We start from the raw sequence: 20,514 nt of genomic DNA on the forward strand, positions 1-20,514 counted from the left end.
GTGCGTATTCCGATATGAGTTCCGCTCTGTCCATCCGGCAGCTAACCAAAACCTACGGCAACGGTTTCCAGGCCCTGAGTGGTATTGATCTGGACGTCGCCGAAGGTGATTTCTTCGCCTTGCTCGGCCCCAACGGCGCCGGCAAATCCACCACCATCGGCATTCTCTCCACCCTGGTCAACAAGACCAGCGGCACGGTGAACATCTTCGGCCACGACCTGGACAAGTCCCCGGCGGCGCTCAAGCGCTCCATCGGTGTGGTGCCCCAGGAATTCAATTTCAACCAGTTCGAAAAGACCTTCGACATTGTTGTGACCCAGGCTGGCTATTACGGCATCCCGGCGAAAATCGCCAAGGAACGCGCCGAGCAGTACCTGACCCAACTGGGCCTGTGGGACAAGCGCGATGTGCCTTCGCGCTCGTTGTCCGGCGGCATGAAGCGGCGCCTGATGATCGCCCGTGCGCTGGTGCATGAGCCGCGCCTGCTGATCCTCGACGAACCCACTGCAGGCGTGGACATCGAACTGCGTCGCTCGATGTGGACCTTCCTCACCGAGCTGAACGAGAAAGGCATCACCATCATCCTCACCACCCATTACCTGGAAGAGGCTGAGCAGTTGTGCCGCAACATCGGCATCATCGACCACGGCACCATTGTCGAGAACACCAGCATGCGCAACCTGCTGGGCCAGTTGCATGTGGAAACCTTCCTGCTCGACCTGAAGAACAATCTGTCGGTGGCGCCGCACCTGCTGGGTTACCCAAGCCGCCTGGTAGATAGCCACACCCTGGAGGTGCAGGTGGACAAAGCCATGGGCATCACCGCGCTGTTCACCCAGCTGGCGACTCAGAACATCGAAGTGTTGAGCCTGCGTAACAAAACCAATCGCCTTGAGGAGTTGTTTGTGTCCCTGGTGGAGAAAAATCTGGCGAAGGTGGCGGTATGAGTTCCGAACTGCAACCCAACCTTGTCGCGCTGCAAACCATCGTTTATCGCGAAGTGAAACGCTTTACCCGGATCTGGCCGCAGACCCTGCTGCCGCCGGCGATCACCATGGTTCTGTACTTTGTGATCTTCGGTAACCTGATTGGCCGGCAGATTGGCGACATGGGTGGTTTCACCTACATGGAGTACATCGTGCCGGGCCTGATCATGATGTCGGTGATCACCAACTCCTACGGCAACGTGGTCTCCAGTTTCTTCGGCAGCAAGTTCCAGCGCTCCATCGAAGAACTCATGGTCTCGCCGGTGTCACCGCACACCATCCTGATCGGCTATACGCTGGGCGGTGTGCTGCGTGGCCTGATGGTCGGGGTGATCGTGACGCTGCTGTCACTGTTCTTTACCCACCTGCAAGTGCATCACCTTGGGGTCACCATTCTGGTGGTGGTGCTCACGGCGACGATTTTCTCGCTGCTGGGCTTTATCAACGCCGTGTTCGCGCGCAACTTCGATGATATTTCGATCATCCCGACGTTCGTGCTGACGCCGCTGACCTACCTGGGCGGGGTGTTTTATTCCATTACCTTGCTGCCGCCGTTCTGGCAGACCGTGTCGCTGGCCAACCCGGTGCTGCATATGGTCAACGCCTTCCGCTACGGCATTCTGGGCGTGTCGGATATCAAGATCAGCGTAGCGATCACCTTTATGATCGTGGCGACCGTGGTGCTGTATATCGGTTGTGCGCGGCTGCTGGTGAGTGGGCGCGGGATGCGTACATAAGTACTGAGCTTAATGCAGTAAAAATGTTGGAGGGGCGGTGCGACGATTCGACTTGCTCCCGATAGCAGTGGTTCAGTCACACATGCAGTGACTGAGAGATCGCTATCGGGAGCAAGTCCCCTCCCACATTTGGTTTGTGTAGGTTTTTAGTTTTTCAGGGCCAGCTCTATCAGGGCATGCAGTTCTTCAACCGCCAAAGGCTGGGCCGAAAACAGAATACGAAACACCGTCGGCGCCGCGAGCAGGTTGATCAGCCGGTCGACGCTCGGTGGCGCTGATAGCGGATAGCGATCAACCATCACCTGCAACTGCCCGCTCAGGATGCTCACGCAATACCCCGGCGTCGGGCTGCTTTGCACGTCGCGCATCATATTGCGCCCAACGTCCGAACTCATCTCATCCAGATATTGCTCAGCCCAGGCTTGCAGGTCGCCGCGCAGGCTACCGGTGTTGGCCGGTTCGGTATCGGGGCGCATACGTGCCAGGGCGACGTCGGCGAGCAGTACTGACAGGTCGCCCCAGCGCCGGTAAATGGTCGACGGCGTGACGCCTGCGCACGCCGCAATCATTGGCACGGTGACACCGGAACGCTCATGGGTTTCCAGCAATTGGCGCACCGCCCTGTGGACGGATTCTTGTACCCGGGCACTACGGCCCCCCGGGCGGAGGCCTTCTTTGATTGCCATGGCTAAAACCTTAACACAAAGAATTTGCTTTAAGCGTCAGCGAGTAGCACACTCCACAAAAGCAAAATATTAGCTTTAGCGGAGTGTGCCATGATCAGCGTCAATTCCCAGCGGTCCAGCCTGACGTTCCTCGTGATCACAGTGTTGACCTTTCTCGCCGCCTCCAGCGCGCCGACGCCGTTGTACCAGGTGTATCAGGACAACCTGCATTTTTCGGCCGCGATGCTGACGGCTATCTTTGGCGTCTATGCCCTAAGCCTGTTGGCGGCGCTGCTGACGGTGGGTTCGCTTTCCGATTACCTGGGGCGCAAGCCGGTGATCTTTGCCGCGTTGCTGCTGAATATCGTAGCGATGCTGCTGTTTATCAACGCGGACAGTACGGCCTATCTGCTCGCTGCACGTGCATTACAGGGTTTTGCGACCGGTACTGCCACAGCGGTGCTGAGTGCGACGCTGCTCGATACTGACCGGGTGCGCGGCCCGATGCTCAACAGCCTTGCGCCGATGCTGGGCATGGCCAGTGGCGGGCTGGGTAGCGGTTTGCTGGTGGAGTACGCGCCACGGCCGACGCAATTGATCTATCTCACTCTGCTGGGTTTGATGGTGCTGCAGGCCGTGTATGTCTGGCGGTTGTCCGAGACGGTCAGTCGTATACCGGGGGCCTTGAAGTCCCTGGCGCCCACCCTGCATGTGCCACCGCAAGCGCGTCGGGCCTTGTGGTTGGCGATGCCGTTGAATGTGGCGGTATGGGCGCTGGGGGGGTTCTTTTCTTCTTTGGCGCCTTCGCTGGTGCGGGTCGCCACCGGGTCGACCTCGCATTTGATCGGCGGGGGGCTGGTCGCGGTGGTCACGTTAAGTGGCGCGGTCATGATCTACAGCCTGCGCAACCGTGCGGCTGACAAGGTCATGCGCCTGTCGGCGGCGCTGCTGGCCGTCGGCATGGGGCTGTTGCTGGTTGCCGTACAGACGGCCAGCCTGTGGTTGTTCTTTGTCGCCAGTGTGATCGCCGGCTTTGGTTTCGGCGGCGGCTTTATGGGCAGCGTGCGCAGTATCGTCGGGTTGGCGTTGCCCCATGAGCGCGCGGGGTTGATGTCGGCATTCTATGTACTGAGCTACCTGGCATTCTGCGTACCGGCGTTGGTGGCGGGCAATCTGAGCCGGGAGTTTGGCCTCGTCGTCACCACCGATGGCTACGCTGCGGTCCTTATTCTGTTGGCGTTGGGGGCTCTTGGCGGGCAGTTGTGGCAGGGCTCTGCCCGGGGCCGGGCAGCTGCGTAGATATGGCAAATATCTATAAAGTAGATAACAGTTAGAGATATTACCCGTTATATAGATATTCATTCAGGTTCTACCATGACCTCAACCTCATGCGAGGAAGAGGATCAAATCATGACCTGCTCGACCACCCACCGTTACAAACCTTTCAGCCACCTGACCCGTCCCCGGGAAGTGATTCGCCAGTTCACCCCGAACTGGTTTGCCGCCACCATGGGCACCGGGGTGCTGGCGCTGGCCCTGGCTCAGTTGCCGGTCACTTTGCCAGGCTTGCACGCTGTCGCTGAAGGCCTGTGGATGTTCACCATCGGCCTGTTCGTGTTGTTCAGCGTGTTGTATGCCGCCCGTTGGGTGATGTTTTTCCACGAGGCGCGGCGCATTTTCGGGCACTCCACGGTTTCGATGTTCTTCGGCACCATCCCCATGGGGCTGGCGACCATTCTCAACGGATTGCTGTTGTTCGGCCTGCCACGTTGGGGCAGTGATGTCATCCCGTTGGCCGAAGCCCTGTGGTGGCTGGACGTGGCCATGTCCCTGGCCTGCGGCGTACTCATCCCGTTCATGATGTTCACCCGCCAGGAGCACAGCATCGACCAGATGACCGCCGTCTGGCTGTTGCCCGTGGTGGCGGCAGAAGTGGCGGCGGCCAGCGGCGGCTTGCTCGCGCCGCACCTGACCGATGCCCATGCGCAACTGGTGATGCTGGTGACCAGCTACGTACTATGGGCGTTTTCCCTGCCGGTGGCGTTCAGCATCCTGACCATCCTGATGCTGCGCATGGCCTTGCATAAATTGCCCCACGCCAATATGGCGGCGTCGAGCTGGTTGGCGCTGGGGCCGATTGGTACCGGTGCCTTGGGCATGTTGCTGTTGGGGGGCGATGCGCCAGCGATCTTCGCCGCCAATGGCCTGGAGAATGTCGGTGAAATGGCCCATGGCCTGGGCCTGATTGCAGGTATCACCCTATGGGGTTTTGGCCTGTGGTGGATGTTGATCGCCGTGCTGATCACCCTGCGTTACCTGCGCGCCGGGATCCCGTTCAACCTGGGCTGGTGGGGCTTCACCTTCCCGCTGGGGGTTTACGCCTTGGCCACGCTGAAACTGGCGAACGTGTTGCATTTGGGGTTCTTCAGCATCTTCGGCAGTGCGCTGGTGGTGGCGTTGGCGTTGATGTGGCTGATCGTGGCCAAGCGCACCGTGCAGGGGGCTTATAAAGGCGAGCTTTTTGTTTCGCCCTGCATTGCAGGACTAGCGAATAAGTAAGCAGGATTAGGTAAAGTCGTGGCCTGATAAATAAAGGCCACGCAGGAACACGGACGACGATGAGCCATCCTTCCCAATTCACCTTGCTGCGCACACGGCGTTTCTTGCCGTTTTTCATCACCCAGTTGCTGGGCGCATTCAACGATAACATCTTCAAGCAATCGCTGATCCTGGCCATCCTTTACAAGCTCAGCATCGAGGGCGACCGCTCTATCTGGGTCAACCTGTGCGCCTTGTTGTTTATCCTGCCGTTCTTTTTGTTCTCGGCACTGGCCGGACAGTTTGGCGAGAAATTCAACAAGGACGCGTTGATCCGTGCGATCAAGATCGGCGAGATCGTGATCATGGCCGTCGGCGCGGCGGGCTTCCTGACCAATCATCTTGAATTGATGCTGTTGGCGCTGTTTGCCATGGGCACCCACTCGGCGCTGTTCGGACCGGTCAAATACTCGATCATGCCCCAGGCATTGCACGACGATGAACTGGTCGGCGGTAACGGCCTGGTGGAAATGGGCACGTTCCTGGCGATCCTGGCCGGCACCATTGGCGCCGGGGTCATGATGTCTTCCACCCATTACGCGCCGGTGGTGGCGGTGGCGATTGTCGGCGTGGCGGTGCTGGGCTACCTTGCCAGCCGCAGCATCCCGCGCGCGGCGGCTTCGACGCCGCAACTGCGCCTGGACTGGAATATCTTCACCCAGTCCTGGGCGACGTTGCGCATGGGCCTGGGGCAGACGCCGGCGGTGTCGCGTTCCATTGTCGGCAACTCGTGGTTCTGGTTTGTCGGTGCGATCTATCTCACGCAAATCCCGGCGTACGCCAAGGAGTGGTTGTACGGCGACGAAACCGTGGTGACCCTGATCCTCACTGTGTTTTCCGTGGGCATCGCCCTGGGCTCGATGCTCTGCGAAAAGCTTTCCGGGCGTAAGGTGGAAATCGGCCTGGTGCCGTTCGGCTCGTTTGGCCTGACGGTGTTCGGCCTGCTGCTGTGGTGGCACTCCGGCGGCTTCCCGCAGAACGTCCAGGCCAACGATTGGCTCGCGGTGCTCAGCTACGGCCAGGCCTGGTGGGTGTTGTTCGATATCCTCGGCCTGGGCGTATTCGGTGGCTTCTATATTGTGCCGCTGTATGCGCTGATCCAATCGCGCACTGCCGAGAACGAACGGGCACGGGTTATCGCGGCCAACAACATTCTCAACGCATTGTTCATGGTGGTCTCGGCCATCGTTTCGATCCTGCTGTTGAGCGTGGCCAAGCTGTCGATCCCCGAGTTGTTCCTGGTGGTGTCGCTGCTCAATATTGCGGTCAACACCTACATCTTCAGGATCGTCCCCGAATTCACCATGCGCTTCATGATCTGGCTGCTCAGCCATTCCATGTACCGCGTGGAGCATCGCAACCTGGAGGCTATTCCGGATGAAGGCGCGGCGTTGCTGGTGTGCAACCATGTGTCGTTTGTCGATGCGCTGTTGATCGGCGGCGCGGTGCGTCGGCCGATTCGCTTTGTCATGTACTACAAGATCTACCGTTTGCCGGTACTCAACTTTATCTTCCGCACCGCCGGGGCGATTCCGATTGCCGGGCGCCATGAAGATATGCAGATCTACGAACAGGCGTTCGCGCGGATTGCCCAGTATCTGAAGGAAGGTGAGTTGGTGTGCATCTTCCCGGAAGGCAAGCTGACGGCCGATGGCGAGATCAATGAATTTCGTGGTGGGGTGACGCGCATTCTGGAGGAGACACCGGTGCCGGTGATTCCGATGGCGTTGCAGGGGCTGTGGGGGAGTTTCTTCAGTCGCGATCCGCACAAGGGCTTCTTTCATCGGATCTGGTCGCGGGTGGTGTTGGTGGCGGGTGAGCCGATTGCTGTGGAGGCGGCAACGCCTGTGCAGTTGCAGGCAGTAGTGGGTGGTTTGCGGGGGAGTGTCAGGTAGTTTTCGTTGTTTGTCAGGGCCTCATCGCAGGCACGCCAGCTCCCACCTTTTGAATTGTGAATACAGTCAAATGTGGGAGCTGGCTTGCCTGCGATAGCGTAGTGGCTTAAGTGGAAATTTTGAGCCCAATCAGCCCGCAAATAATCAACGCCACACTCGCCAACCGAAACAACGCCATGGACTCCCCAAACAGGATAATCCCGGCAATCACAGTGCCCACGGCACCTACGCCTGTCCAGATCGCATAGGCGGTGCCCAGCGGCAGCTCTTTCATGGCCAGCCCCAGCAACCCAAGGCTGACGGCCATGGCGGCAATCGTCAGGGCGGTGGGCAGTGGCTTGCTGAAACCGTCGGTGTATTTCAGGCCGACGGCCCAGCCAACTTCAAACAACCCGGCAAAAAACAGAATGATCCAGGACATGATGACCTCGCTTCTACAAAGTGGGGTCGTCCCCTGGTAAGCGCCTGATAGCGTCGCGAGGTCGTCCTCGCGAAGCTTGGTAGAGTGCCGAAAATGGATCAGGCGATCAAGCTTACGGGGCGGTTTCCAGGGCGCGACGGTCTTCCTTTTCGCTCATGCGGCGGAAATACGTCGACAGCAATGCGCCGGAAATATTGTGCCAGACACTGAACAACGCACTGGGAACCGCCGCCAGCGGCGAAAAGTGCGCACTGGCCAGCGCGGCACCCAGCCCGGAGTTCTGCATACCGACTTCCAACGCCAACGACTTGCGTTGCGCCAGCGGCAACTTGAACAAGCGCCCGGTGAAGTAGCCCAGCAGGTAACCGAAGCTGTTGTGCAGCATCACCACCGCCATAATCAGCAGGCCCGATTCGGCGATCTTCGCCTGGCTTGCGGCAACCACTGCCGCGACGATGATCACAATACTGACCACCGACACCAGCGGCAGCACGTCCACCGCATGGCGAACCGGCTCGCCCAGCACCCGTTGCGCCACCACACCGAGCACAATCGGCAGCAGCACCACTTGCAGGATCGACCAGAACAGCTCCATGAACGATACCGGCAGCCAGGCCGAGGCCAGTAGCCAGATCAACGCAGGTGTGAGCAGTGGGGCGAGGAGGGTGGTGACGGCGGCAATCGCCACCGACAACGCCAGGTCGCCGCGGGCCAGCCAGGTCATCACGTTGGACGAGGTGCCGCTTGGGCAGCAGCCGACCAGGATCACGCCGACGGCAATTTCCGGCGGCAGGTGAAAGACCTGGCACAACAACCATGCCACGCCCGGCATGATCACAAAATGCGCGACCACGCCCAAGGCCACGCGCCATGGATGGCGAGCGACTTCGGCGAAGTCTTCAAGTTTCAAGGTCAGCCCCATGCCGAACATCACCAGGCCCAGCAGCGGGACGATGGCGCTTTTCAGGCCGATGAACCAGCTGGGTTCGAGGAAGGCGAGCACGGCAAATATCAACACCCAGTAGGCGAAGGTATTGCCGACGAAGCGGCTCAAGGCAGCGAGTGCGCGCATGGGGATGTCCTTGTTATTAGAGTGTTGAATAGGGCGACGCGATCAAATGTGGGAGCTGGCTTGCCTGCGATAGCGGTGTATCAGTCGGCACTACTCTGGCTGATACTCCGTTATCGCAGGCAAGCCAGCTCCCACACTGACCGTGCCCACATTGGATCGGTGTTGTTTAGATGCCCTGTGGGGTTTCCTCACCACCCAACGCTTCAACCAGCGCCGGCAGGAAGTCGCCGAACGTCAGCATCATCAAGGTAAAGCTGGCATCCAGTTGGCCCAGGGCTTCGTCGCCGCCGTCCTGTTCCGCCTGGTCTTGCAGCAGGTCTTCGAATTTCAGGCGTTTGACGGTCATCTTGTCATCGAGCATGAAGGACAGCTTGTCCTGCCACGCCAGGGACAGTTGGGTCACGACCTTGCCGGTGGTCAGATGCAGTTGGATCTCTTCGCCGGTCAGGTCCTGGCGCTTGCAGCGCACGATGCCGCCGTCTTCATGGGTGTCGCGCAGTTCGCATTCGTCGAGGACGAAGAAGTCATCGGCCGGTTTCTGGGTAGTGACCCAGTCGGTCATGATTGCGGTCGGTGCGGTTTTTACCGTCAGCGGACGGACGGGCAGGGTGCCGATCACTTCACGCAAGGTCGACAGCAGATCTTCAGCACGCTTGGGACTGGCCGAGTTGACCAGGATCAGGCCCTGTTTCGGCGCGATCGCAGCAAAGGTCGACGAGCGACGAATAAAGGCACGCGGCAGGAAGGCCTGGATGATTTCATCCTTGATCTGGTCGCGCTCCTTCTTATAGACCTTGCGCATTTGCTCGGCTTCGATCTCTTCGACTTTCTCTTTCAGTGCGTCACGCACCACGCTACCTGGCAGGATGCGTTCTTCCTTGCGCGCGGCGATCAGCAAAAAATCTCCGCTGACGTGAACCAGGGGAGCGTCTTCACCTTTACCGAAGGGGGCAACGAAACCGTAAGTGGTCAACTCCTGGCTTGCACACGGGCGCGCCAGCTTGGTGGCCATGGCCGCTTCCAACGCCTCGGCATCAACAGGCAGATCTTGGGTCAGGCGATAGATAAGCAGGTTCTTGAACCACATGGGGTGAGTCTCTCCTCTATACAAAGGGGGGCATTATTCTCTTGATCACGCCGTAGGCCAACCCTGCCTAAGCCATTGGAAGGGCTGAAAAAAAAGATTTAAGAAAGTGCTTGCCAGACATGGGGTCGCTACGTAGAATGCGCGCCACACCGAAACGAAGGGTGATTAGCTCAGCTGGGAGAGCATCTGCCTTACAAGCAGAGGGTCGGCGGTTCGATCCCGTCATCACCCACCATTCGCTTCAAGTGTTACGCGCAGCGGTAGTTCAGTCGGTTAGAATACCGGCCTGTCACGCCGGGGGTCGCGGGTTCGAGTCCCGTCCGCTGCGCCATATTCGGTCACCTGGAACGCTGAACGCCAGGTCACCACAGAAAGCCCGCTTAATCGCGGGCTTTTCTTTGTCCGGAATATGGCAAAAAATCGTACGCGGAACTTTTTTTAAATAAATTGCATTTAAATCAAGACATTACGATTTTTTGGTGTATGATGCGCCCACACCGAAACGAAGGGTGATTAGCTCAGCTGGGAGAGCATCTGCCTTACAAGCAGAGGGTCGGCGGTTCGATCCCGTCATCACCCACCATTCGCTTCAAGTGTTACGCGCAGCGGTAGTTCAGTCGGTTAGAATACCGGCCTGTCACGCCGGGGGTCGCGGGTTCGAGTCCCGTCCGCTGCGCCATATTTTGCTTCCAGGCCCACTGAACACCTGGAAACTACGAACAAAGCGGCCATTGGCCGCTTTTTTTGTGCCCGGATTTTTTCTCGCCGTTCCTCTCCAACCATAGCGTTCGCTCGCCCATCCTAGCGTCCTCATCGTCTTATTTGGGTCGCCAATCCTGCGCTGTCAATCGTCACGCCTCCAGGGTTCGTGCGCAGCCTTTATCCCTATTGAAGAACCTTGTCAATCCTAAGTGCTGATAGGAGTGCCAGTTCGTCTTGCTGCGGTAAGGTCTCGTGGACATTGGTTCTAACGGAACGGCCGAAGATGAATCGCACCTGCATGGCCATGCCTTATTTCGAAATCCCCGAACGTCACCTTGAAGCGTTCAAGGCGTATTGCGCCGTGTTTATCGAAAAGACCTCTAAAGAGCCCGGATGCCTGTACTACGGTTTCAGCTTCAATGGCACCCAAGGCCATTGCCGGGAGGTCTACAGCGATGCCCAAGGGCTTTTGAACCACTTGGTCAATATCGCTGAGCTGAATTCCGAGGCGTTTCACCTGGCTTCAATTGTTCGCTATGAAGTGCATGGGCCCCGAGAGGAGCTGGACAAGTTACGTGGCCCCCTGGCGTTTATGAAGCCGCAGTTCTTCGAACTGGAACAGTGTTTCAGCCGGCCGTCTGTGGTGGCGTGAACCCGATGTATCTACAAGAGGCCTCAAGACATGTCAGTTGAACAATTACTCGGCCTGGGTGTGACGAACGCTGCGCGTGCGCCGCGTCAGCCTGCCTTCAGCCTGTTGTTTTTTTCCGATGTGCGCGAAGACATCAGCGCCAGCGAGAAATATGAGTTCGCTCGGTCGTTGACGTTGTTTGGCGATGCGCAGGGTTTTGAGGCCGTGTATTTTCCTGAGCGTCATTTCCACGAGTTTGGCGCGATTTACCCCGATTCCGCAGTAATGGCGGCGTCACTCATCCCCCAAACCCGACACATTCGTTTTCGCACCGCAGGCATCAGTTTGCCCCTGCATCACCCGGCGCGCGTGGTCGAAAGTTGGTCGATGAACGATGTACTCTCTGGCGGAAGGGTAGACCTTGGGTTCGGCTCAGGTTGGAGCCGGCCTGATTTTCTCTTGGCGCCGCATGCCTACGAGGACCGGCGCGAGGTGATGTGGCAACGCATCGAGCAGGTACGTCGCTTATGGGCGGGTGAGCGCCTTTCATTCCCGGGGCCTGGTGGCGATCCAGTGTCGGTCGTCACCTTTCCCCGACCCCTACAGACCAGCCTGAATGTCTGGATCCTGGTAGCGCAGAATACAGAGTCGTTCATTGCCGCTGGCAAGGCGGGTTTCAACGTCTTCACGATGTTGTACGGCATTGACCTGCCGGACCTGGCCGAAAAAATTGGGCTTTATCGCCAAGCGCGCCGCGATGCGGGATTCGACCCGGCTTCCGGGCGCGTCACCCTTATGCTGCATACCCTGGTGGGGCCCGATAGCGCCTGGGTTCGCCGAGCCGTCGAAGCACCGTTCAAAGACTATATCCGCAGCTCACTGGTAGCCCACATGAAAGCACGGGCGACGCCTGACGGTCGTCCCCTGGATGCCACAGAGCAGGAAAACGTCCTGCAATACGCATTTGAGCGGTATTACGAAACCGGCGCGTTGTTCGGTACGGTCGATGAGGTTCGGTATCGAGTCGGCCAAGTGCTTGAGACCGGCGTCGATGAGATTGCCTGCCTGATGGATTTCGGCGTGGACTACGCCGTGGTGCATCAGTCCTTGCCCTACCTTGAACAACTCGTAGCCTCGTTCCAGGAGCGGTCAGCACAGTGAATATCGAACGCAAGAAAGCTCGCCTCGCCGCCGCCATCAATGCCTCGCTCAAGGCCCAGCCTGCCCCGTCCTTTCCTGAACCGGTGGCGATCATCGGGTTGTCCGCCAACGTCGCGCAGTCGGCTAGCGTACGTCAGTTCTGGCAGGCGCTGGATGATGATCGTTCGTTGATCGAGGAGATCCCGGCGACGCGCTTTGACTTCACGTCCTGGTACGCCGGATCGAATATTGAAGAAGGGAAAATGCGCACCCGTTGGGGCGGGTTTATACCCGCCATCGATCAATTCGATCCGGTCTTTTTTGGCATGTTGCCGGCGGAGGCGCGCAAGATGGATCCGCAACAACGCTTGTTGCTGATGTCGGTGCGCCAGACGTTTGAAGACGCCGGTTATCGCCACACTGACTGGAAAGGCTCGGCCACCGGTGTATTTATCGCCGCCGAGCGTAACGAATACCACCTCAACCTACTCCAGGCCCAGATTGATCCCGGCGAAGGGCTGGACCAGGCGGCCAGTATGCTCGCCAACCGGGTGTCACATTTCTATGACCTGCGTGGGCCAAGCGAACGAATCGATGCGATGTGTGCCGGCGGTGCCGTCGCGCTTCATCACGCGGTCACCGCGCTGCGCAGTGGCCAGATCAATGCTGCGATCGTCGGTGCCTGCAACTTGCTGCTGCGCCCGGACGTGTTCGTGACGTTGTCGCAAAGCGGGCAAATGAGCCCCGAACCGACCGTGAGATCCTTCGGCGCCGGCGCTGACGGCTACCTGCGCGGCGAAGGCGTGTGCAGCCTGTTGCTCAAGCCGTTGTCGAAGGCTGAGGCCGACGGCGATCATATTTATGGGCTGATCCGCAATACGGCGGTCAATTACAACGGCGGCGACGCGGCGTCAATCGCTGCGCCCAGTGTGTCCGCACATTCAAGCCTGGTACAGGATTGCTACCGACGGGCGGGGATCGATCCACGCCACGTCAGCTACATCGAAGCCCAGGGCATGGGCAACCCCGTGGCAGATATCGCTGAGTGGGATGCCCTTAATCATGGCTTGCTGGCCTTGGGACGGGAGCAAGGCGTGCAGTTGCAGGAAGGCCAGTGCGCTATCAGCACGCTCAAGCCGATGAGCGGACATATGCATGCCGCTTCAGCCATTGGCGCGCTATTCAAGATCATCCGCAGCTTGCAGACCGAAAAGATTCATAAAATCCTCGACTTTGAGCAGCCCAATCTCCACCTGCATACCGCCGGACAGCCTTGCAGGCTCGCTACCCATACCGTTGATTGGCCACGCCAGGCTACCCCGCGCCTGGCGGGTTTGCATTCCTATGGCGCAGGCGGAAACAACGCACACATTCTAGTCGAAGAATATGTGCACCAAGCGCCCGGTCGTGTGGTGCCGAGTCAGGCCCCATTGCTGTTCCCCCTTAGCGCGCCGACCCCGGCGCTGCTGGCGCTGCTCGCGGCACAAATGCACCAGGCCTTGATCGATGAGCCGACGCTGTGCCTGGAAAGTGTCAGTGACACGCTCAAATTCGGGCGCGAGAAATTTGCCGCCGCCGTGGTCATCGTGGCCATGGAGCGCCCAGGCTTGCTCGATGTGCTAGCCCAGTTACACACGGGCGATCTTACGGGCGCAGTTGTCTTCGCCAAGGACGTCGCAGCGCCTACGGACGCGGCGCTTGACCCTTGGGCCGAGCTCTGGCTGGCGGGTGAGCGCCCGATGGCGAAGGCCACCCGCGCACCACGGGTGCCCCTGCCGACGACCCCCTTTGATACCCAGTCGTTCTGGTATGACGCGCCTGCACCCATGGCGGCGTATCCGGCTCCTGGTACATCGCGTACAGGGCGCCGAGCCTGGAGCCCGGACGCCGCCGAGCAAGCGGTACGTGAAGCATTGGCCCAAGCGCTGGAACAGCCTGCGGCATCACTGGATCTGGACGCGCAGTTCAGTGAGTTGGGTTTTGATTCGATGATGGTGCGTCAACTCTGCCGGCATATGCGCGACCAGGACATCGTGGTCGAGCCAGCGGTACTGTTCGAGCACGCTACGCCGGCGCGACTGGTGGCCTGGCTGGCTTGCGCGCCTGCGCAGCGCATTGCCGCCCCTTACCACCTGCCCAGTCCGGGCGCGCGTGGGCAGATCGCGATAATCGGCATGGCCGGGGTATATCCCAAGTCAGCGGATTTGTCGGCGTTCTGGGATTGCCTGGCAAACGCAGGGGACTGCATCGAAACCGTGCCCGAGCAACGCTGGAGCCTTGACGAGCATTTTAACGCGGACCGCCAGCGTGCGATCCAAGAGGGTAAAAGCTACGGTAAATGGGGTGGTTTCATCGAAGGCCTGGATGACTTCGACCCAATGTTCTTTAACTTTTCCCTGGCCGAAGCCACCTACATGCACCCCAAGGAACGTCAATTCATCCAGTGCGCATGGCATGCCCTGGAAGATGCCGGGTATACGCCTGCGTCTCTGGAGCAGGAGAAGGTCGGCGTATTCGTGGGAGTGTCCAAGGCCGGGCACGATAACTATAAAGATTCGTTTTTTTCGATCGCCAACCGCGTGTCTTATCGCTTCGGGTTTACCGGGCCTAGCCTGCCCGTGGATACCGCCTGTTCTTCTTCGCTGACCGCGGTGCATGAGGCCTGCCTGCACTTGCAGGCAGGCGAGTGCACCGTGGCGGTTGTCGGTGGCGTCAATGCCTACACCCACCCTTCCACCTTTGCCGAGTTCGCACGACTGGGCGTGTTATCCGCCGATGGCAAGTCGCGAGCGTTCGGTGCGGGGGCCAATGGGTTTGTTCCCGGCGAAGGAGTGGGGGCGCTGTTGCTAAAGCCGCTGGAACGCGCGCTGGCGGACGGTGATATGGTTCACGGCGTCATCGCCGCCAGTGCGGTCAACCATGGCGGCAAAGCCAATGGCTACACGGTGCCCAACCCCGAAGCCCAGCGCGCCATGATTCGCCTGGCATTGGACCGGGCCGGCGTCAGTGCTGACCAGGTTACCTATGTGGAGGCCCACGGCACCGGTACGGCGCTGGGCGATCCCATCGAATTTCGCGGCCTGGTCGAGGCGTTTCGCCAGGACACCGAGCGCACCGGCTTCTGTCGCCTGGGGTCGGTCAAGAGCAACATCGGCCATCTTGAAGCTGCGGCTGGTATCGCCGGCCTGAGCAAGGTCCTCCTGCAGATGCGCCACGGGCAAATCGCGCCGTCGCTGCATTCGCAGCAGATGAACCCGGATATCGACGCCAGCCTCTCGCCTTTTCGCGTGCCTCAGGCGCTGGAACCGTGGGACGTCGACGGCGAGGGCGCGCAAGAGCGCATTGCATGCCTGTCATCCTTCGGTGCCGGCGGTGCCAATGCCCACGTGATCCTGCGCCAGGCCCCTGTGCGTGCCGAACCCGCCGAAGATGTGCGGGCCGACTACCTGATTGTCCTTTCGGCACGCCATGAGGCTGCACTTGTACGACAAGTGGACACCTTGTTAGTGTTTCTGGAACGCAATCCGTCGCTGCCCTTGCGTGACATTGCCTACACGCTGCAGGTGGGCCGCCAGGCCATGAATGCGCGATTGAGTTGCATCGCCACGTCGACTGCCGACCTCATGGATGCATTGCGTCGCTATTGTGCCGGTGAGGCCCACCCGGGCGTGCAGTCCACGACGCTCAAGGACGCCGACCGCCTGAGTTTGTTCGGTCAAGATGAATCAGCGCTGACGTTGCTTGATCAGTGGTATGCCGAGAGCAAATGGGCGCAATTAGCCCAGTTATGGAGAGCGGGGGAGGTGATCGACTGGGCGCGCCTGGTGGCGCCGGGTACTGCCCGTCGTATCAGTTTGCCGGGCTATTCGTTCGACCGTGAACCCATCCCCAGGGCACCGCAACTGGTTCCTCTTGGCAGCGTGGCCCGGCCCCCGGCGCAGCCTGGCAGGGCGCCCGTACCACCTACCACCGCCGCGACATTATTGGTGCGCCCGCGCTGGCAGCCGGTGCAGGCCTCACCTGCGGCGGCGGCGCCTCGGCGGTGCCACGTCATCCTGTGTGAGTGGCCTGGAGAACGGTCGGATCATCCAGGGTGGCAGGTGCTGACGCCAAAGGGCTTGCCGACAGAACGCTACGTGCACTGTGTCGGGCAAATTGCTGAGCATTTGCGCCAGATCATTGTCGATGCGGCGCACGAAGTTATCTCGGTACAAGTGGTAATACCCGTCAATCGGTCTGCGTGGCTGAGTGGCATTCATGGGCTGCTGAGGTCGGCGCAACTTGAAAGCAGCAAGCTGCGAACGCAGTTGGTTGAAATCGACCAGAGCTTCACTTTTACGCAGGTTCGGCACGCCGTTGAGCAGGCTGCGGCCCTGGAGGTTCATCCTTGGTTGCGGTTCGACGCTCAAGGTGGCCATGCCCGTCAGTGGACGCAGGCGACAGTACTGGATGATACGCACCGCTGTGGGTGGAAGAACGCGGGTGTCTATCTGCTGACAGGGGGAATGGGCGGGTTGGCGCAGTGTTTCGCCGCCGATATTTTCAGCCGTGTCGAAGGCGCAACCGTGGTACTGGTGGGGCGCTCCCCCTTGGGCCAGGCCGGCCAGGATCGGCTGGATGCCCTGCGGCGCATGGGCGGCCAGGTCAGCTATGAGCAAGTCGATATCAGTGACGAGGCGGCTACCGAACGGCTCGTGGCTGATGTGCAAGCCCAGTACGGTGCGCTCAATGGTGTGCTGCATTGTGCAGGAACGCTGCACGATGAGTTCTTGCGTAATTTCAAACACCAACACGGCGATGGGGTGCTGGCGGCCAAGGTGGGCGGTACCTGGTCGATCGATCAGGCGACGCGTCACTGCGACCTGGACTGTTTCGTGCTGTTTTCATCCGCCGCGGCAGCCGTCGGGCACCCGGGCCAGGCGTTCTACGCGGCGGCCAACGGCTTCATGGATGGGTTCGCCGAACAGCGCACCCAGCAGGTCCAGATGGGCGAGCGTCGAGGCCGAACCGTTTCGATTGCCTGGGGGCTGTGGCGCGACGGCGGCATGCAATTGGATGCACAGGCCAGTGCGTTGCTGGAGCGTGAGTCGGGCATGATCCCGTTGAGTCGCGAACACGGCGTTGCGGCGTTTCATCAAGTGATGGACAGTGATGCGTGCCGAATCGTGGTGATAGAAGGGGATGAACAGCGCCTGCGCCGGCGTCTGCATCCGCTGTCGAACGAGGCGACGCTGCCCGCTGATACACGCATGCTTGACGTGGTGAAAAGGTTGGCGGGGCAAGTGCTCGGCATCGCGACCAGCGAGCTTGAGGGTGACCACGACTTTGACAGCTATGGGTTGGATCAGGCGCGCTTTAATCAATTGATCCAGGCACTTGATCGCGAATGCGGGCTTGAGGTTTCGCCATTGGTTTATCGGCAAGTGCGTTGCCTCGACGATCTGGTGGCCCACCTGCCTGCCCAGCTACACGCCGGCACTGCGCCGCGTGCCGTGGCCGGCACCGCCTCAGCGCAAGTGCTGCTTGAGCATGCGTTGCAAGTGCTCAAACGGGTGCTATCCCCTGTGGTGCAATGGCCGGAGGATCGTCTGGACAGTGATGAGCCGCTGGAGCGCTACGGGCTGGACTCGATGATGGTCATGACGATCACCGCCGCGCTGGAGGCGCAATTCGGCGCGCTGCCCAAAACCTTGTTCTTTGAGTATTCGACGCTGCGCGCCTTGGCCGCATACCTGTGTCGCGAGCATGCATCGACGTTGGTGGCGCTGGTCGCCGACGTAGCGGGCACGCTGGCGTCAGGCCCCGATGAGGCGCGGGTGGCCGGTATTGCCAGCCACGACCCCGTGCCTGCCGACGCCGCGCAATCGCCTGCATCCGCCAAGGAGACGTCGCAACGCTTTGACGTCGCCATCATTGGCCTTGCCGGGCGCTATCCCCAGGCCCGCACCCTGGAAGAGTTTTGGCAGGTACTCAGCCAAGGGCGCGACTGTATCAGTGAGATTCCCACCGAGCGCTGGGACCACTCCCGTTATTACAGCGCTGATGAAGACGCGCCGGGCAAGACCTACGCGCGCTGGGGCGGGTTCATTGATGGAGTGGCTGAATTTGATCCGGCGTTTTTCGGTATCTCGCCGCGTGAAGCGATGGCCATGGAGCCCCAGGAGCGCTTGTTCCTGCAGACCGCTCACGAGGCCATTGAAGACGCCGGTTATACCCGCCAGGGCCTGGCAGCCAGCGCCCGTCACGAAGATGCCGAGGGCATGGTCGGTGTGTTCGTCGGCGTAACGTACGAAGAGTACCAACTGTATGGGGCGCAACAGACTGCCGAGGGGCGGCCGCTGGTGCTGTCCATGAGCCCATCGTCGATTGCCAATCGCGTTTCGTTCGTCAACGGTTTCCATGGGCCAAGCATGGCCATCGATGCGATGTGTGCGTCCTCACTGACGACTATTCACCTGGCCTGCCAGAGCCTGCACAGTGGCGAATGCCAAGTAGCGCTGGCCGGAGGCGTGAATGTATCGATTCACCCCGCCAAGTTCCTCATGCTGGGGGCAGGCAAATTTGCCTCCCGACGTGGCCGCTGTGAAAGCTTCGGTGCCAGTGGCAGCGGTTACGTGCCCAGTGAGGGTGTGGGGGCTGTACTGCTTAAACCGCTGCATCAGGCCCAGGCCGATGGCGACCGTATTTATGGAGTGATTCGCGGGAGTGCCATCAACCATGGCGGGCGAACCAACGGTTATGCAGTGCCTAATCCGGCAGCCCAGGCCGCGGTGATCAGCCGTGCCTTGCGCCAGGCGAACGTACAGCCGCGGCAGATCGGTTATGTAGAAGCTCACGGCACGGGTACGGTGTTGGGCGACCCGATCGAGGTGGCCGGCCTGTCCCGTGCGTGGCGGGCTTACACGCCGGACCGGCAGTTCTGCGCCTTGGGGTCGGTCAAGTCCAATATCGGTCATTGCGAAAGCGCTGCGGGCATCGCCGGGTTGACCAAGGTATTGCTGCAAATGAAGCACGGACTGCTGGTGAGCTCACTGCACGCTGAAACGCTCAATCCCAATATCGACTTCAGCGAAACCCCCTTTCGTGTGCAGCGTACGCTGGCACCCTGGGAGCGCCCGCTCGGCTCCGATGGCGTCCCGGGCCTGCGCATGGCTGCCATTTCCTCCTTTGGCGCCGGCGGGGCCAATGCTCACCTGATCGTCAGCGAGGCGCCGCTGGCCCAAGCTGCTCACGCGGCGATGACAGTGACTGCGCCGTTACCCATCGTTCTCTCTGCACGCTCTCGCGAAGCCTTGCTGGAGGTGGCGCAGCGGCTCGTGGACTGGTGGTTGGACGCTGCGGCCAATCGCGAGCCAGACCTGCAAGCCCTGGCCTACACGCTGCAAGTGGGGCGCGAGGCCTGGGAGTGGCGGGTGGCGCTGTTGGTCACTTCGGGCGACGAACTGGTGCGTGAGCTGCGCGCCTTTATCGATGGCGCGCTAGAGGGGCCGTCCTGGTGGTCCGGCTGCCTTCCCGAGGCGCACAGCCTGGCGACGCGTCCCAGTGAGCAAGCCTGCGCCGCCATTCGGCAGATGTTCGACCAGGCTGACTTGGGGGGCATCCTGCGTCGCTGGGTGCAAGGCGAAGCGGTTGACTGGTCACCGCTGTATCACTCGCACCGTCCAGCGCGCCTTGGCCTGCCGACGTACCCGTTTGCCCGGCAACGTTATTGGGCGCCGAGTGAGGTGGCGGTCTCGGTTGAGTCTGTGGCGTCCGTGGCGCAGGGCGGCAAGATTCGCCTGCGTGCACTGGATACTTTGCCTGTGGCTGATAGCGCACCCATCGTGCCGCCCGCGCCGCGGATACTCAGCCAACCCGCGCCTTTAGCGGCCAAGGCGGCGCCGGTCGTCCCAGTGGCCGACGACGAATGTGCACAGTTCCTGCGCCAGAGCCTGGCGGCCATGCTGTATTGCGAGCCAGGCCAAATACGCGACGGCAGCCGCTTCCTGGAGTTGGGCCTGGACTCGGTGATCGCCGCGCAATGGATCCGTGAAATCAACAAGCACTACCAGTTGAAGATTCCCGCCGACGGCATTTATACCTATCCGGTATTCAAGGCCTTTACGCAATGGGTGGGCACCCAGCTTCAGCCAACTCAAGCAACGGCTGCGCCGGTCCAGCGCGAGCCAGTGGCAACGGCACCGCAGCCTGGCGCGCAGGCAAGTGCGCAACGCGAGTCGATCCAGGACTACCTCAAGCAAAGCCTGGGTGAACTGTTGTTTCTCGACCCTGGGCAGTTGCGCAGTGGCGCGCAGTTCCTGGACCTGGGAATGGACTCGGTCACAGGCACACAATGGATGCGCGGGGTCAGCCGGCACTTTTCCATTCAACTAGCGGCCGACGCGATCTATACCTGGCCCACGCTCAAGTCCCTGGCGGATGAGGTCGATCGCCGGGTGCAGGTTGTACACAGCTCCGATGACTTGCTCGATACGATCCTGAACCAGGTGCAGAGTGGCGCCTTGGCGGCTGACAGCGCTTGCGCAGTGGTCGAAGACGTGTTGGCGCAGCGGTAGCAACCATGACTTTCAATGTCGCAGG

Annotated in this window: 12 protein-coding genes and 4 tRNA genes; 12 read left to right on the forward strand and 4 right to left on the reverse strand. The window is 60.4% G+C overall.

All coding sequences use genetic code 11. The features are described from left to right. The first annotated feature begins 14 nt into the window (after positions 1 to 14). Together E4P01_RS11490 and E4P01_RS11495 are read left to right on the forward strand one after the other, a co-directional pair. The gene (locus tag E4P01_RS11490; RefSeq protein ID WP_032877040.1) at positions 15 to 947 is read left to right on the forward strand and encodes an ABC transporter ATP-binding protein; all 933 of its coding nucleotides are present in this window, start codon (positions 15 to 17) and stop codon (positions 945 to 947) included. Beyond that, entirely contained in the window at positions 944 to 1,723 is a 780-nt protein-coding gene (locus E4P01_RS11495) for an ABC transporter permease (RefSeq protein ID WP_005786689.1), read from the forward strand. Before E4P01_RS11490 ends, E4P01_RS11495 begins: the two co-directional genes overlap by 4 nt. A gap of 146 nt (positions 1,724 to 1,869) precedes the next feature. On the opposite strand, the gene E4P01_RS11500 is transcribed toward E4P01_RS11495, so the two are convergent. After that, complete coding sequence (locus tag E4P01_RS11500; protein ID WP_032877039.1) at positions 1,870 to 2,409, reverse strand: TetR/AcrR family transcriptional regulator; 540 nt, start codon at positions 2,407 to 2,409, stop codon at positions 1,870 to 1,872. 90 nt (positions 2,410 to 2,499) lie between these two features. Here E4P01_RS11500 and E4P01_RS11505 point away from each other — a divergent pair, with 90 nt between their 5' ends. The 3 genes from E4P01_RS11505 to E4P01_RS11515 all read left to right on the forward strand — a co-directional run bounded on the left by E4P01_RS11505 (position 2,500) and on the right by E4P01_RS11515 (position 6,881). After that, on the forward strand, positions 2,500 to 3,687 hold the full coding sequence (locus E4P01_RS11505) for an MFS transporter (RefSeq protein WP_032877038.1): 1,188 nt from the start codon (positions 2,500 to 2,502) through the stop codon (positions 3,685 to 3,687). A 111-nt stretch (positions 3,688 to 3,798) separates the two neighbouring features. Continuing rightward, complete coding sequence (locus E4P01_RS11510) at positions 3,799 to 4,947, forward strand: TDT family transporter (RefSeq protein WP_216090980.1); 1,149 nt, start codon at positions 3,799 to 3,801, stop codon at positions 4,945 to 4,947. A 59-nt stretch (positions 4,948 to 5,006) separates the two neighbouring features. Beyond that, on the forward strand, positions 5,007 to 6,881 hold the full coding sequence (locus E4P01_RS11515; RefSeq protein ID WP_216090981.1) for an MFS transporter: 1,875 nt from the start codon (positions 5,007 to 5,009) through the stop codon (positions 6,879 to 6,881). Positions 6,882 to 6,987: 106 nt separating this feature from the next. On the opposite strand, the gene sugE is transcribed toward E4P01_RS11515, so the two are convergent. From sugE to rdgC, 3 genes are all read right to left on the reverse strand, one after another. Then, positions 6,988 to 7,302: a quaternary ammonium compound efflux SMR transporter SugE gene (gene sugE / locus E4P01_RS11520; RefSeq protein WP_010211634.1), complete on the reverse strand. Its 315-nt coding sequence runs from the start codon at positions 7,300 to 7,302 to the stop codon at positions 6,988 to 6,990. 112 nt (positions 7,303 to 7,414) lie between these two features. Continuing rightward, entirely contained in the window at positions 7,415 to 8,374 is a 960-nt protein-coding gene (locus E4P01_RS11525; RefSeq protein ID WP_216090982.1) for a bile acid:sodium symporter family protein, read from the reverse strand. A 166-nt stretch (positions 8,375 to 8,540) separates the two neighbouring features. After that, a complete protein-coding gene (gene rdgC / locus E4P01_RS11530) occupies positions 8,541 to 9,461 on the reverse strand; it encodes a recombination-associated protein RdgC (RefSeq protein WP_005786703.1) in 921 nt (306 codons plus the stop codon). A gap of 159 nt (positions 9,462 to 9,620) precedes the next feature. On the opposite strand from rdgC, the gene E4P01_RS11535 reads away from it, so the two are divergent. The 7 genes from E4P01_RS11535 (at position 9,621) to E4P01_RS11565 (ending at position 20,489) form a co-directional block, all read left to right on the forward strand. Next, positions 9,621 to 9,696 (forward strand) — tRNA-Val (locus tag E4P01_RS11535). 19 nt (positions 9,697 to 9,715) lie between these two features. After that, positions 9,716 to 9,792: transfer RNA gene (locus tag E4P01_RS11540), tRNA-Asp, on the forward strand. Between the two features lie 176 nt (positions 9,793 to 9,968). Beyond that, a tRNA-Val gene (locus E4P01_RS11545) sits at positions 9,969 to 10,044 on the forward strand. Between the two features lie 19 nt (positions 10,045 to 10,063). Continuing rightward, positions 10,064 to 10,140, forward strand: a tRNA-Asp gene (locus tag E4P01_RS11550). Between the two features lie 306 nt (positions 10,141 to 10,446). Next, positions 10,447 to 10,815 carry a hypothetical protein gene (locus E4P01_RS11555; protein ID WP_032877032.1) on the forward strand — a complete coding sequence of 123 codons (369 nt, stop codon included), beginning with the start codon at positions 10,447 to 10,449 and terminating at the stop codon, positions 10,813 to 10,815. 30 nt (positions 10,816 to 10,845) lie between these two features. Then, a complete protein-coding gene (locus E4P01_RS11560) occupies positions 10,846 to 11,955 on the forward strand; it encodes a MupA/Atu3671 family FMN-dependent luciferase-like monooxygenase (protein WP_032877031.1) in 1,110 nt (369 codons plus the stop codon). Next, the gene (locus E4P01_RS11565; protein ID WP_216090983.1) at positions 11,952 to 20,489 is read left to right on the forward strand and encodes an SDR family NAD(P)-dependent oxidoreductase; all 8,538 of its coding nucleotides are present in this window, start codon (positions 11,952 to 11,954) and stop codon (positions 20,487 to 20,489) included. Before E4P01_RS11560 ends, E4P01_RS11565 begins: the two co-directional genes overlap by 4 nt. Positions 20,490 to 20,514: the final 25 nt, after the last annotated feature.

The organism is Pseudomonas sp. NCIMB 10586 (assembly GCF_023127895.1).
Lineage (GTDB): Bacteria > Pseudomonadota > Gammaproteobacteria > Pseudomonadales > Pseudomonadaceae > Aquipseudomonas > Aquipseudomonas synxantha_A.

Excerpts from the sequence above, each read along its gene's own strand:
- E4P01_RS11490 (WP_032877040.1), top strand. The coding sequence starts at position 15 with ATGAGTTCCGCTCTGTCCATCCGGCAGCTAACCAAAACCTACGGCAAC.
- E4P01_RS11495 (WP_005786689.1), top strand. The coding sequence starts at position 944 with ATGAGTTCCGAACTGCAACCCAACCTTGTCGCGCTGCAAACCATCGTT.
- E4P01_RS11500 (WP_032877039.1), bottom strand. The coding sequence starts at position 2,409 with ATGGCAATCAAAGAAGGCCTCCGCCCGGGGGGCCGTAGTGCCCGGGTA.
- E4P01_RS11505 (WP_032877038.1), top strand. The coding sequence starts at position 2,500 with ATGATCAGCGTCAATTCCCAGCGGTCCAGCCTGACGTTCCTCGTGATC.
- E4P01_RS11510 (WP_216090980.1), top strand. The coding sequence starts at position 3,799 with ATGACCTGCTCGACCACCCACCGTTACAAACCTTTCAGCCACCTGACC.
- E4P01_RS11515 (WP_216090981.1), top strand. The coding sequence starts at position 5,007 with ATGAGCCATCCTTCCCAATTCACCTTGCTGCGCACACGGCGTTTCTTG.
- sugE (WP_010211634.1), bottom strand. The coding sequence starts at position 7,302 with ATGTCCTGGATCATTCTGTTTTTTGCCGGGTTGTTTGAAGTTGGCTGG.
- E4P01_RS11525 (WP_216090982.1), bottom strand. The coding sequence starts at position 8,374 with ATGCGCGCACTCGCTGCCTTGAGCCGCTTCGTCGGCAATACCTTCGCC.
- rdgC (WP_005786703.1), bottom strand. The coding sequence starts at position 9,461 with ATGTGGTTCAAGAACCTGCTTATCTATCGCCTGACCCAAGATCTGCCT.
- E4P01_RS11555 (WP_032877032.1), top strand. The coding sequence starts at position 10,447 with ATGAATCGCACCTGCATGGCCATGCCTTATTTCGAAATCCCCGAACGT.
- E4P01_RS11560 (WP_032877031.1), top strand. The coding sequence starts at position 10,846 with ATGTCAGTTGAACAATTACTCGGCCTGGGTGTGACGAACGCTGCGCGT.